We start from the raw sequence: 11,864 nt of genomic DNA on the forward strand, positions 1-11,864 counted from the left end.
GGTTTGGGACACTTGACCGCGCAGTCAAGTAAGGTCGCGGGCCTATGGAGATCAACGGCATCAGCGCAATCGTCACCGGCGGGGCCTCGGGCCTCGGAGAGGCAACCAGCCGCCAGCTCGCCTCGCTCGGCGCCAAGGTGGTCGTGGCCGACCTCGACCGGCAGCAGGAGAAGGGCGAAGCCCTCGCCAAGGAGATCGGCGGCGTCTTCGTGGCGTGCGACGTCACCAAGACCGACGAGATCATCGCCGCGGTCGAGGCCGCCAAGGAGCTCGGACCCCTCAAGGCGCTGGTCAACTGCGCCGGCATCGGCTGGGCCACCCGCACCATCGGCCGCGACGGCCAGTACGAGTCCGCCCACGACCTCGACATCTTCAAGAAGGTCATCGAGATCAACCTGGTCGGCACCTTCGACGCCATCCGCATCGCCGCCACGGCCATGTCGCAGAACGAGCCCGACGAGTTCGGCGAGCGGGGCGCCATCGTCAACACCGCGTCGGTCGCCGCCGAGGACGGCCAGATCGGCCAGGCCAGCTACTCGGCCTCCAAGGGCGGCGTCGTCGGCATGACCCTCCCGATCGCCCGCGACCTCTCGGCATCGGGCATCCGGGTCAACTGCATCCTCCCCGGCCTGATCGACACCCCGATCTACGGCGAGGGCGAGGCGGCCGAGCAGTTCAAGGAGCGCCTCGGCGCCGGGGTGCTGTTCCCCAAGCGCCTGGGCCAGGCCGGCGAGTTCGCCACCCTGGCGGCCGAGCTGCTGCGCAACAGCTACATGAACGCCGAGTCGATCCGCATCGACGCCGGCATCCGCATGCAGCCGAAGTGACCTGAGCCCTCCCGCCAGCGCGACGCCGCGCGGACCTCGACGACCGCCCGGCCGGTGCCGGGCGGTCGTCCGCGTCCGGGGTCAGGCGTTGCGGCTCGCCGCCTTGCCCACCCACACGGGGACGTGGGCCCGCTCGAGCAGCTCGGTGTCACCGCTGGAGTTGCCGTAGGCCCACACCACCTCCGGGTGGTCGCCGTCGAGCCAGGCATCGAGGCGGACGGCCTTCTCGGGGCCGCGCACGTTGGGCGAGGCCAGGCGGCCGGTGAGGCGATCGTCGGCGCCGACCTCCATCTCCACCGCGATGACGTGGTCGAAGCGCTCCGCCGACGCGTACGGCGCCAGGTAGGTGAGCAGCGAGGCCGAGACGATGACCAGCTCGTGGCCGTGCTCGCGGTGCCAGGCCACCTGCTCGGCCATGTCCGGCCGGATCCGGGCGGGGAGCGTCCGGGCGTAGTCGGCACCCGCCTCGCGGAACCAGGCTGCCTCCCGGCCGCGCAGGAGCGCGGCGAGCAGCGCCTCCTTCACGGCGTCGCGGTGGTGCAGCTCGCTCTGCAGGCGGCCGAGCCGGGCTCGGGCGGCCAAGGGCGCCACCGCGCTGACCGCCCGGGCCACCTGCCGGGACCCGCAGGTCCGGACGAGGAACGGGAGCAGCGTGTCGCGCTGGGTGAGGGTGCCGTCGAAGTCGAAGGCGGCGATGCGGCGGGGAGGCACGGCGGTCGAGCCTAGGGGTCCTCGAAGAGGCGAGCGGGTGGCCGTCCGGCGCTGGCGTCAGCGGCGGGGGAGCAGGTGGCCGAGGGCCGCCTCGAGGTCGGTGTCGGCGAAGGTGAAGCCGGTGGCCGTCAGCACCCCGGGGGTCACCCGGTCCGAGGTGAACAGCAGCGAGCCGAGCAGGTCGCCCACCCCGAACGGCAGGTGGCGGACGGCGCGGGGGATCGTGAGGAAGGTCGGCCGCTTGACCGCGTCGCCGACCGCATCGGTGAACGCCGCGTTGGTCACGGGGTTCGGCGCCACCAGGTTGACCGGTCCGACGACGGCGTCGGTGTCGATCGCGTGGCGGATGGCGGCCACCTCGTCGCGCAGGGTGATCCACGAGATCCACTGGTCCCCACGGCCGGCCTTGGCCCCCAGCCCGAGCTTGAACGCCGGCAGCTGGGCGCCGAGCGAGCCCCCCTTCGGCGACAGGACGATGCCGGTCCGCACGATGGCGGTCCGGATGCCCGCCTCGGTCGCCGCCCGCGTGGGCGCCTCCCAGTCGCGGCAGACGCCGGCGAGGAAGTCGTCGCCCGAGGCCGAGGACTCGGTGAGCACCTCGTCGCCGCGGTCGCCGTAGTACCCGATGGCCGAGCCGCTGACGAGCACGCTCGGCTTCGATGCGAGGCCGGCCAGGGCGCCGCACAGCAGCGTGGTGCCCCGGCTGCGGCTGTCGTGGATCCGCTGGCGCTGGGCCGTCGTCCACGGACCGGCCGCGATGCCCTCGCCCGCCAGGTGGACCACGGCGTCGATGCCCTCGAGCGCGGTGGCGTCGATGGTGCCCGCCGCCGGGTCCCACCGGACGGTGCCCGACCCGCTGTCGGCCCGCACGATCGGCACCACCCGGTGCCCATCTGCTCGCAGCGAGGCGGTGAGCGCCGTGCCGATGAGTCCGGTCGACCCGGTGATGGCGATGTCCATGGCGTGAGCGCTCCTGGTTGGGACCGATCGGCGGTGCGGCACGTGCAGGCTCGCACACGCCGATCCGAACGGCGGGGTGGCAGGGCCACCTACCCTGGCGCCACCTGGACAACCCTCAAGGAAAGGCCCCCCCTCCCATGCTCCAAGAGTTCAAGAAGTTCCTGTTGCGCGGCAACGTCATCGACCTCGCCATCGCCGTGGTCATCGGCACCGCGTTCAAGGCGGTGGTCGGCGCGCTGGTGGCCAACATCGTCATGCCGATCGTCGGCATCATCGGCGGGAAGCCGACGTTCGACGACTACACGATCACCATCAACGACAGCGTGATCAGGTGGGGCTCGTTCGTGACCGCGGTGGTGAGCTTCGTGATCATCGCCTTCGCCCTGTTCGTGATGATCAAGTCGTTCGAGAGGCTGCAGGACCTGCGCAAGGGCGCAGCCGACACGGCCGAGACCAACGAGCCGCTGACCGTGGGCGAGGAGCTCCTCGCCGAGATCCGCGACCTGCTCAAGGCCGGTGGCACCGGGACGCCCGCACCGCCCGCCTGAACCTGGTCCGGAACGCGACGGTGCCCCGGCCAGTGGCCGGGGCACCGTCGCGTTCGGGTGGTGCTGCGGGGCGGGGAGGGGCCCCAGGGCTCAGGCGGCTGCGGGAGCCGACGAGCGGCGCTTGCGGGTGCCGAGCAGCAGGAGGCCGCCGGCGGCCAGGAGGCCGGCGCCGACGAGGCCCATGCCGCTGGTGTTCGAGCCGGTCCGGGGCAGCGAGGTCCCGCCCGTGCCGCCGGTCCCAGGCGTGGTGACCGGGGTGGTGGGGGCGGTCACGACGAAGCGGCCGAGGTAGTAGAGCTTCGGGGCCGCCCGGTTGGCGTTGACGTCGACGCCGCCCTTGGGCGGGCAGGGGCCGAGCACGTCGTAGGCGCCGGGGGCGAGGGTGGAGGGCACGGTGAACGACACGCTGTAGTTGCCGTTCTCGTCCGAGGTGGTCTTGACGGTGATGACCGGGGCGACCGTCGGGTTGCCAGCGAGGGCTTCCTCGGACTCCGGGTAGACGGTGATGGTGATCTCCTGGTTGGGCTGGCAGCCCGAGCCGGAGACCGTGACCTGGCCACCCTGCACGACGGTGCCGGGGTTGACCACGGTGGGGTCGTACTGCGCCGCGGCCGGGGCTGCGAACAGGGCGACGAGCATCGTCGCTCCGATGAGAACCTTGCGGATCATGTGTGCTTCCTCCCTACGGGCCCCGTAGGGCCGCCCGACGGCGCGCAGACGGCGCCGCCGCCAAACCTAGCTGATGGGATGCTGCGCAGGGAAGGGATGCCTCGGTCCGGGGCCGTCAGCGGCGGACGCCGGACCGGAGCACCACGCGCTCCTCTGCGGTCACGTCGACGCTCAGCGTGGTGCCGGACGCGCCGTCGAAGCGGCCGTGCGCCACCGAGATGCGGGCCTGGAAGCGATCCGGGGCCACCACCGGCTGCGGCAGGTAGGCGAACCGGTAGCCCGTGCGCAGGTCCAGCCCGCCCCGGAGCTCGAGGTCGACCGTCACCGTGCCTCCCGGGGGCACGAGGAGCAGGGGCGAGTCCCAGACGGCGAGGCGGAGGTCCCTGGTCGCAGCCACCGGCACCTCCTTGCCGTCGATCTTCGCCCCCGTGAAGGCCTGGGGCGAGTACACGCTGAGGGTGCTGACGTTGGTGCCGACCGGCGCCCCGCGGGTGTTGCCCACGACGGCCACCGGCAGGTCGGTGGTGGGGACGGTGTTGCGCAGCACGATGTGGGCGGTGGCGCGCACGGCACCGGTCCGGGCGTCGACGGTGGCCCGGTAGGTCACGTCGCGCTGGAGGTAGGCGTCGATCTTGTTGTTGCCCACGTTCTGGCTCACGACCATGAGGGCGTCGTCGCCCTTCGGCACCGAGACCCCGCCGTCGGCGCCGAGGCGGTGGTACAGCGCCTGCTCATCGGGGTCCGGGCTCCAGATCTGCAGGTGGCGGCCCCGGCTCGCCGGGCCGAGCACGTCGCCGAGCTTCCGGGGGGCCGGCAAGGAGGCCTCGGTGAGCTTCTCGAACGTCGCCTTGGTGGCCGCGGCGAGGAAGTCGCCTCGCTGGGCGCGGTCGCCGAGCACGAGGTACTGGTCCTTGGTGAGCAGGCTCACGGCGTTGTCGGCCGTGAACGGGACGTCGAGGCCCTCGACGCGCACGGGACCGGAGAGCTGGAGCAGCGCGGCGAGACCGGTGGGGTCGACGGCGATGACGCCGTCGACGGCCTGGCCCCCGGCCTGCGGGTAGAGCTGGGCGAGCACGGCGGCGTCGCTCGGCCAGTCGGGGGAGAAGGTGGTGTCCTGGAGGAAGAAGGCGGGGTCGAAGCGGCCGTAGCGGTCGGTGTAGGCCTTCTGGCCGCTGATGGTGCGCTCGTTCGGGCTCCCGCCCTCGATCAGGTCGTCGATGCGGCCGGACCGCACGAGCTCGACGTCGCCGTCGTCGGCCTCCAGCTCGGCGTAGCTGCCCACGAAGCCCCCGGCCCCGCGCAGCTCCGCGGGTTGGAGGAAGGCCACGAGGTAGCGCCGTGGGCCACGGCGTCCCAGCAGGTCGGGCACTACCCGGACGAGGTCGTCGGCGAGGTCGGCGTCGTCGCTGGCGTCGCGCACCTCGGCGTGGAAGTCGTCGACCCGAGACCGGAGGGGGCCCACGAGCCAGAGGTCGTCGAGGTCGGCCAGGTGCCGCTCGGCGTCGTCGAGCGCCGCGCTCGCGCGACTGGCCTGCGGGCCGAGGTCGCTCACCTCGTCGAGGTCGATGCGGCCCTGGTAGCGCAGGCCGTCGTAGTCGGTGGACACCAGGTTGTCGGCGGCCTGGCTGACCGCCAGGCCCTCCCGGACGGCGACCTGGACGGCTCGGAGCTGCTGGGCCAGCCCGGGGACCACGTGGCCCGGCACCACGAAGGGGGCGTTCAGCTTGTGGTCGGCGCGATCCAGGTGGCGCACGGCGAGGGCCAGCTGCGACTGGGCCCGATCGCTGTTCCCGGCGCGCACCGCGGCGAGGGCCGACCGGGCGGCGTTGGTGCCCGCCTCCACGTCGTTCCGGCTGGAGAGCGCCGCCCAGGCCGTGGTGCCGAGGGCGACGACGACGAGCAGGACGGCCACGCCGAGGCCGGTGGCGATGGTCCGCCGCGGCCGGCGGCGGACCTGGCCGAAGCCCGACCCGAAGAGGCCCAGGAGCACGACGGCGGCCACGATCGGAGCGAGGAGCGGCGGGTCCATGGCGGGGTACCAGAGCACGGCGTTGGCCAGGGCCCCGGCGGTGACGGCCCCGACGACCTTCGAGCGCCGGGTGGCGCGGGCGCCGGAGAGGGCGGCGGCCAGCCCGATGAGCACGAAGGCGAGCGCGGCCCCGCGAGCCGGGACGGCGGCGACGGCCCCCAGCACGAACCAGGTCCGGCGGTGGGCGTGACCGCCCACGAAGGTCACCACGGCGACGACGAGGAACCGCTCGAGGGCGTCCAACGCGGCGTAGCCGGTCAGGACGAACGGAGCGGCGGTGGCCACCAGGCCGGCGACGAGGGCCAGGGCCACGGTGAGCTGGTTGGCTCGACGGCGACCCGTGCGGCCGGAGCCGGAGCGCGCGGCCCGATAGCGAGCGGAGATGGATGCGGTCACGTTCGCCGAAGGGTTGTGGACGGTGGAACCGGATGACGGTACCGTGTCGGCGCCGGTCCAACCGCTCGGCTGCCTCGGGGGAGGGTGACGTGGAACCAGGAGCTGGTCAGGAAGGACCGAGCGAAGCCGCCAGCGCGTCCGGCCCACGGACCGCCTCGCTCTCCGTCGCGCTCCGCCTGTCGTCCATCGCCGCCCGGCGGCGCATCCAGGCCGTCGCCGGCGCGTCGGCCATGGCGGGCTCCATCGTGGTCGCCACCTACCTCCGGTACGAGTTCAGCGTCGGCCACGGCGAGCACCTCCGCCACCTCCTGCTCTTCGCGCTCTACGGGGCCGTGATCTTCGTGGTGGTCGGCACCCTGCGCGGCCTCTACTCCGGCAAGCGGAGCTTCGGCTCGTTCGAGGAGCTCTCGACGCTGGTCGAAGCGATCCTGGGCACCACGCTCGTGCTGCTCGTGCTCGACCTGGCCCTCGGTCGCTACGTCCCCATGTCCGTGCCGCTGCTCGCCAGCACGCTGGTCCTCACCGCCAGCGCCGGCGTCCGCTACGTGTGGCGCTGGTACCTCGAGCAGCGGTTGCGGCCCACGAGCGACGACCTCGAGCGCGTCGTGGTCATCGGCGCCGGCGAGGGCGGGCAGCAGATCGTCACCGCCATGCTGCGCAACCCGAGCGGCCGCTACCTGCCCGTCGCCCTGCTCGACGACGACCCCATGAAGCGCAACCTGCGCATCCGGGGCGTGCCCGTGCGCGGCGGACACGACCAGATCGAGTCGGTGGCGGACTCCGTGCGGGCCACGGTGGCCCTTCTCGCCATCCCGAGCGCCGGCTCCTCGCTCATCCGCGACGTCGAGGAGCGGGCCGGTCGAGCCGGGCTCCGCCTCCTCGTCCTGCCGGCGTCGAGCGAGCTCTACGGCGCCGAGGTCGGGGTGTCCGACATCCGCCCCGTCACGCCGGTCGACCTGCTCGGCCGCCACGAGCACGACTCCGACCTGGGCGCCATCGCCGGATACGTCACCGGCAAGCGGGTGCTGGTCACCGGCGCCGGCGGGTCCATCGGGTCCGAGCTGTGCCGCCAGATCTACCGGTTCGCCCCGGCGTCGCTGGTCATGCTGGAGCGCGACGAGTCGGCGCTCCACGCGGTGCAGCTCTCCATCGAGGGCCGGGCCATGCTCGACAGCCGGAACCTCGTCGTCGCCGACATCCGCGACCACGCCCGCATCCAGCAGGTCTTCGCCGAGCACCGTCCGGAGGTCGTCTTCCACGCCGCCGCCCTCAAGCACCTCCCCCTGCTGGAGATGCACCCCAGCGAGGCGCTCAAGACCAACGTCTGGGGCACGGTGGCGCTGCTGCAGGCGAGCCGAGCCGTGGGCGTCGAGCGCTTCGTCAACATCTCCACCGACAAGGCCGCCGACCCGATCAGCGTGCTGGGCTACACCAAGCGCCTCGCCGAGCGCCTCACGGCCCACGCCGCGAACGGGGTGGACGGCACCTACCTGAGCGTGCGGTTCGGCAACGTCCTCGGCAGCCGCGGCTCGGTGCTGACGGCGTTCACCGCCCAGATCGAGGCCGGGGGACCGGTCACCGTCACCGACCCCGACGTCACCCGCTACTTCATGACCGTCGAAGAGGCGGTGCAGCTGGTGATCCAGGCCGGCGCCGTCGGCCAGCCGGGCGAGGCGCTCGTGCTCGACATGGGCGAGCCGGTGCGCATCGACGACGTCGCCCGTCGGCTCATCGCCGAGGCCGATCGCCCGATCGACATCGTCTACACCGGCCTGCGCCCGGGCGAGAAGCTCCACGAGATCCTGTTCGCCGCCGACGAGGACGACGCTCGGCCGAGCCACCCGGGGATCTCCCACGTCCGGGTTCCGCCGCTCGATCCCGAGCAGCTCCCGACGGTGGATCGCGACGGCTTCGACCTGACCCGGGTGCTGGCCGAGACCTGCGAGCTGCCGGACCTCAGCCGGGACCCCGATCGCTCCTCGCTGCGCCGCTTCGCCTCCTGAGCGGAGGCGGCGGGCTCAGCCGATGAGCCCGAGCCGGCGGCCGAGGTCGCTGGCCAGGCGGCCGTCCGGGTCGGCGGCGTCCCGGGCCTTGCGCCACTCGTCGAGGCGGGGGTACATCGCCTCGAGCAGCTCGGGCCGCAGCCGGCTGTCCTTGGCGAGGTAGAGCCGGCCTCCGGCCGCGACCACGCGGTCGTCCAGGCGGTCCAGGAGCTGGCCGAGGTCGGGGTCGGCGCCGGCGGGGACGTCGAGGGCCAGGGTCCACCCCTCCACGGGGAACGACAGGGGACCGGCGTTGCCGGGCCCGAACCGCTTGAGCACGGCCAGGAACGACGGCTGGCCCGAGGCGCTGATCTGCTGGACGATCCAGCGCAGGTCGTCGGTGGCGTCCGGCGGCACGGCGCACTGCCACTGCAGCAGCCCCCGCGGGCCGTACACCCGGTTCCACCGGTCGACCATGTCGAGCGGGTGGAAGAACTGGCTGATGGTCTGGAGGTGGTCGCGGCGCCGGCGGGGCGCCTTGCGGTACCAGACCTCGTTGAACGCCCGGACGGTGGTGCGGGTGATCAGGCTGGTGGGGGCCAGGTCCGGGAACGTGGCCAGGCTCCCGGAGCGGAACCCGAGCGGGTCGCGCCGCTGCCGGTCGCTCAGCTGCTCCGGATCGGCGAACCGGCCGCGGTCGAGGATGGAGCGCCCCACCGCCGCGCCCCGGGCCATGAGGTCGATCCACGCCACGGAGTAGTCGTAGGCGTGGTCGCCGGACTCCATGAGGTCGAGCGTGGTGTCGAGGTCCGGCGTGCGGTCGGTGTCGACCGAGAGGAGGCTGGTGCGCACCCTCGTCAAGCGGATGGTGGCATCGAGGATGATGCCGGTCAGGCCCATCCCGCCCGCCGTGGCCCAGAAGAGGTCGGGGTGGCTGGCCGGCGTGATCTGCTGCCGCCCGCCGGCCGGCGTGACGATGGTGAGGGCCTCCACCGCATCGCACCAGGAGCCGACCTTGTGGTGGTTCTTGCCGTGGACGTCGGACGCGATGGCCCCGCCGACGGTGACCTGGCGGGTGCCGGGCGTGACGGGCACGAACCAGCCCAGGGGGACGAGCCAGCGGATGAGCGCATCGATGCTGGTGCCGGCCTCGGCGGTGACGAGGCCCGCTTCCAGGTCGAGGTGGTGGATCCCCGACACGCCCGTGGTCAGGGCCACGAGGCCGCCGGCGTTCTGCGCGGGATCGCCGTAGGAGCGGCCGAGGCCGCGAGCCACCACGCCCCGGGGGGACGGCCGGTCCAGGGCGGCAGCCAGCTCGTCGACGTCCTGGGGGCGCAGCACCGTCGCCGGGGTGGGCGCGGTGTTGGCCCAGCCGGCGAGGGGCTCGGTCGGGTCGGGCACCGCGGTCACGTGACGTAGATCCCCAGGGCGAAGGCCACGGCCCAGGCCAGGACCATCAGCTGGATGGACCGGTCGCCCAGCACGACCTCCTCGGGCGCGCCGCCGTGGCCGGTGTCGACGAGGAGCGCGTAGCGCAGCACGGCGAGGGCGAAGGGCACGATCGACAGCTGGAACCACGGCACGGAGGCCGAGGACTCGGCGGCCTTCTCGAACGCCCACAGGCAGTAGCCCACCATCACCACGCTGGAGCTGATGGTCTGCAGCTGGATGAGGTAGTCCCGGGAGTACATGCCGAGCGTGGCCCGCGTGGCGGCGGCCTCGGCGCCCAGCTCGTCGGCCTCGGCCCGACGCTTCCCGACCACCATGAACAGCGACCCGAACGAGGCCACGATGAAGAACCAGTTGGAGATGGGCACGTCGACCGCAGCGCCGCCGGCCACCGCCCGCAGGACGAAGCCGGCCGCCACGCCCACCACGTCGAGCACGGCCAGGTGCTTCAGCCAGATGCTGTAGGCGGTGGTGGTGATGACGTAGGCGGCCACCACGACGGCCAGGTGCCAGTTGACGGCGAAGGCCGCGGCGACCGAGCCGAGGATGCCCGCTGCGCCCAGCGCCCGGGCGAGCGGGAGGGGGATCTCGCCAGCGGCGATGGGCCGGAACCGCTTGGTGGGGTGGAGGCGATCGGCCTCGACGTCGGCAGCGTCGTTCAGGTAGTACGTGCCGGCCGCCGCCAGGCAGAAGCAGGCGAACGCGCCGAGCGTCTGGAAGAACGGCTTCGGGTGGTCGATGACGCCGGCTGCGCCGGGCGCCGCGAACACCAGCAGGTTCTTCATCCACTGCTTGGGACGGGCCTCGACCAGCAGGGCCCGACCGAGCGAGCGGGGTGGTCGGGGAGCTGCCACAGGCGCGTCGGTGGGCACGGGGTTCCTGGGCATCCCGGCGAGGCTATCGACTGGCGTGCCGCCGGTCGGGCTCAGAGGTGCTCGACGTTGGTGCCACTGGTGCAACGTCGGGTGTCGAGGACGTACTTCGCCTCGGCCTCGATGAGCTGCAGGTCGAAGGCGTCGTGGTCGACGAGGATGAGCACGACGTCGGCCTTGCGCACCTCGTCGGCGGTGAGCTCCACCCAGGTGGCGCCGGAGGTCGCGTGGCTGCGCTCGGGGTCGACGTGGGGGTCGCACACCACGACGTCGGCGTGCTGCTCGGTCAGCAGCTCGATGACCCGGCCGCTGGGCGACTCCCGGTCGTCGCCCGTGTTGCGCTTGTAGGCCACCCCTGCCACCAGGATGCGGCTGCCCTTCATGGAGCGCTCCTGGTCGTTGAGCGCAGAGACCAGGCGGCGGACCACGTAGTCGGGCATGTGCTCGTTGACCTCGTTGGCCAGCTCGACGAAGCGGAACGTGAGGCCGAGGGACTGCTTGACCCGCCACGACAGGTAGGAGGGGTCGATGGGCAGGCAGTGGCCGCCGACGCCCGGACCGGGGCGGAAGGGCATGAAGCCGAAGGGCTTGCTCTCGGCGGCGTCGATGGCCTCCCACACGTCGATCCCGAGGTCCCGGGCGAACATGGTGAGCTCGTTGACCAGGGCGATGTTGACGTGCCGGAAGGTGTTCTCGAGCAGCTTGGTGAGCTCGGCCTCCTTCGGGGAGCGGGTGGGCACGGTGCGCTCGACGATGGTGTCGTAGAAGCCCTTGACCCGCGCCAGGCTGGCGGCGTCGATGCCCGACACCACCTTCGGGGTGGTCTCCAGCGTCCAGGTGGCGTTGCCCGGGTCGATGCGCTCGGGGCTGTAGCCGAGCTGGAAGTCCTCGCCGGCCTTGAGGCCGCTCGCCTGCTCGAGCAGCGGGGCCACCAGCTCCTCGGTGGTGCCGGGGTAGGTGGTGGACTCGAGGATCACGCAGGCGCCCTTGGTGAGGCGGCGGCCGAGCTCGGCGGCGGAGGCCTCGATGTAGGACAGGTCGGGCGAGCCCTCCTTCAGCGGCGTCGGCACCGAGATGACGGCGATGTCGAACGCGGCCAGGTCGTCGGGGTCCGAGCTGGGGAGGTACCGGCCCGTGGCGAGGCAGGCAGCCAGGCGCTCGTCCGGGATGTCCTCGATGTAGGAGTCACCGGCGGCGAGCTGCTCGATGCGGCCGCGGTCGAGGTCGAAGCCCACGACGTCATGGCCCTGCTCGACGGCGCGGACCGCCAAGGGCAGGCCCACGTAGCCCTGACCGACGATGATGACGCGATCGGGCGCCCCTGCTGCTGTTGACACGTTCTGCCTCCCCCGGCCTCGCGGTCGGCCGACCGCGAAACGCGGTCGCGGAACCTAGCACCGCCCGGTGCGCAGGCCCCCACC

Annotated in this window: 10 protein-coding genes; 3 read left to right on the plus strand and 7 right to left on the minus strand. The window is 72.8% G+C overall.

Going from position 1 to position 11,864, the window contains the following annotated elements; genetic code table 11:
• Positions 1–44 precede the first annotated feature (44 nt).
• Positions 45–827, plus strand: a complete 783-nt coding sequence (locus KSP35_RS00230; protein ID WP_216998217.1) for an SDR family NAD(P)-dependent oxidoreductase — start codon at positions 45–47, stop codon at positions 825–827.
• A gap of 81 nt (positions 828–908) precedes the next feature.
• Here KSP35_RS00230 and KSP35_RS00235 read toward each other — a convergent pair whose 3' ends face one another.
• Both KSP35_RS00235 and KSP35_RS00240 read right to left on the minus strand, forming a co-directional pair.
• Complete coding sequence (locus KSP35_RS00235) at positions 909–1,538, minus strand: HAD family phosphatase (protein WP_216998254.1); 630 nt, start codon at positions 1,536–1,538, stop codon at positions 909–911.
• A 57-nt stretch (positions 1,539–1,595) separates the two neighbouring features.
• The gene (locus KSP35_RS00240; RefSeq protein WP_216998218.1) at positions 1,596–2,498 is read right to left on the minus strand and encodes a TIGR01777 family oxidoreductase; all 903 of its coding nucleotides are present in this window, start codon (positions 2,496–2,498) and stop codon (positions 1,596–1,598) included.
• 137 nt (positions 2,499–2,635) lie between these two features.
• Between KSP35_RS00240 and mscL the strand changes: the two genes are divergently transcribed.
• A complete protein-coding gene (gene mscL / locus KSP35_RS00245; protein WP_216998255.1) occupies positions 2,636–3,046 on the plus strand; it encodes a large conductance mechanosensitive channel protein MscL in 411 nt (136 codons plus the stop codon).
• A gap of 90 nt (positions 3,047–3,136) precedes the next feature.
• Here the strand turns inward: mscL and KSP35_RS00250 are convergent, their stop codons facing one another.
• Positions 3,137–3,715, minus strand: coding sequence for an LPXTG cell wall anchor domain-containing protein (locus KSP35_RS00250; RefSeq protein ID WP_216998256.1), 579 nt, complete (start codon positions 3,713–3,715; stop codon positions 3,137–3,139).
• Positions 3,716–3,830: 115 nt separating this feature from the next.
• Positions 3,831–6,140 carry a DUF4012 domain-containing protein gene (locus KSP35_RS00255; RefSeq protein ID WP_216998257.1) on the minus strand — a complete coding sequence of 770 codons (2,310 nt, stop codon included), beginning with the start codon at positions 6,138–6,140 and terminating at the stop codon, positions 3,831–3,833.
• Between the two features lie 89 nt (positions 6,141–6,229).
• Between KSP35_RS00255 and KSP35_RS00260 the strand changes: the two genes are divergently transcribed.
• Positions 6,230–8,143, plus strand: coding sequence for a nucleoside-diphosphate sugar epimerase/dehydratase (locus KSP35_RS00260; RefSeq protein ID WP_216998258.1), 1,914 nt, complete (start codon positions 6,230–6,232; stop codon positions 8,141–8,143).
• A gap of 15 nt (positions 8,144–8,158) precedes the next feature.
• On the opposite strand, the gene KSP35_RS00265 is transcribed toward KSP35_RS00260, so the two are convergent.
• Genes KSP35_RS00265 through KSP35_RS00275 form a run of 3 tightly spaced genes read right to left on the minus strand, consistent with a single transcriptional unit; the run spans position 8,159 to position 11,780 of the window.
• A complete protein-coding gene (locus tag KSP35_RS00265) occupies positions 8,159–9,523 on the minus strand; it encodes an FAD-binding oxidoreductase (RefSeq protein WP_254126908.1) in 1,365 nt (454 codons plus the stop codon).
• A 5-nt stretch (positions 9,524–9,528) separates the two neighbouring features.
• Positions 9,529–10,458 carry a decaprenyl-phosphate phosphoribosyltransferase gene (locus KSP35_RS00270; protein ID WP_216998260.1) on the minus strand — a complete coding sequence of 310 codons (930 nt, stop codon included), beginning with the start codon at positions 10,456–10,458 and terminating at the stop codon, positions 9,529–9,531.
• Between the two features lie 38 nt (positions 10,459–10,496).
• Entirely contained in the window at positions 10,497–11,780 is a 1,284-nt protein-coding gene (locus KSP35_RS00275) for a nucleotide sugar dehydrogenase (protein WP_216998261.1), read from the minus strand.
• Positions 11,781–11,864 lie beyond the last annotated feature (84 nt).

It is taken from the genome of Aquihabitans sp. G128 (assembly GCF_019048865.1).
Classification (GTDB): Bacteria; Actinomycetota; Acidimicrobiia; order Acidimicrobiales; family Iamiaceae; genus Aquihabitans.

Excerpts from the sequence above, each read along its gene's own strand:
- KSP35_RS00230 (WP_216998217.1), top strand. The coding sequence starts at position 45 with ATGGAGATCAACGGCATCAGCGCAATCGTCACCGGCGGGGCCTCGGGC.
- KSP35_RS00240 (WP_216998218.1), bottom strand. The coding sequence starts at position 2,498 with ATGGACATCGCCATCACCGGGTCGACCGGACTCATCGGCACGGCGCTC.
- mscL (WP_216998255.1), top strand. The coding sequence starts at position 2,636 with ATGCTCCAAGAGTTCAAGAAGTTCCTGTTGCGCGGCAACGTCATCGAC.
- KSP35_RS00250 (WP_216998256.1), bottom strand. The coding sequence starts at position 3,715 with ATGATCCGCAAGGTTCTCATCGGAGCGACGATGCTCGTCGCCCTGTTC.
- KSP35_RS00270 (WP_216998260.1), bottom strand. The coding sequence starts at position 10,458 with ATGCCCAGGAACCCCGTGCCCACCGACGCGCCTGTGGCAGCTCCCCGA.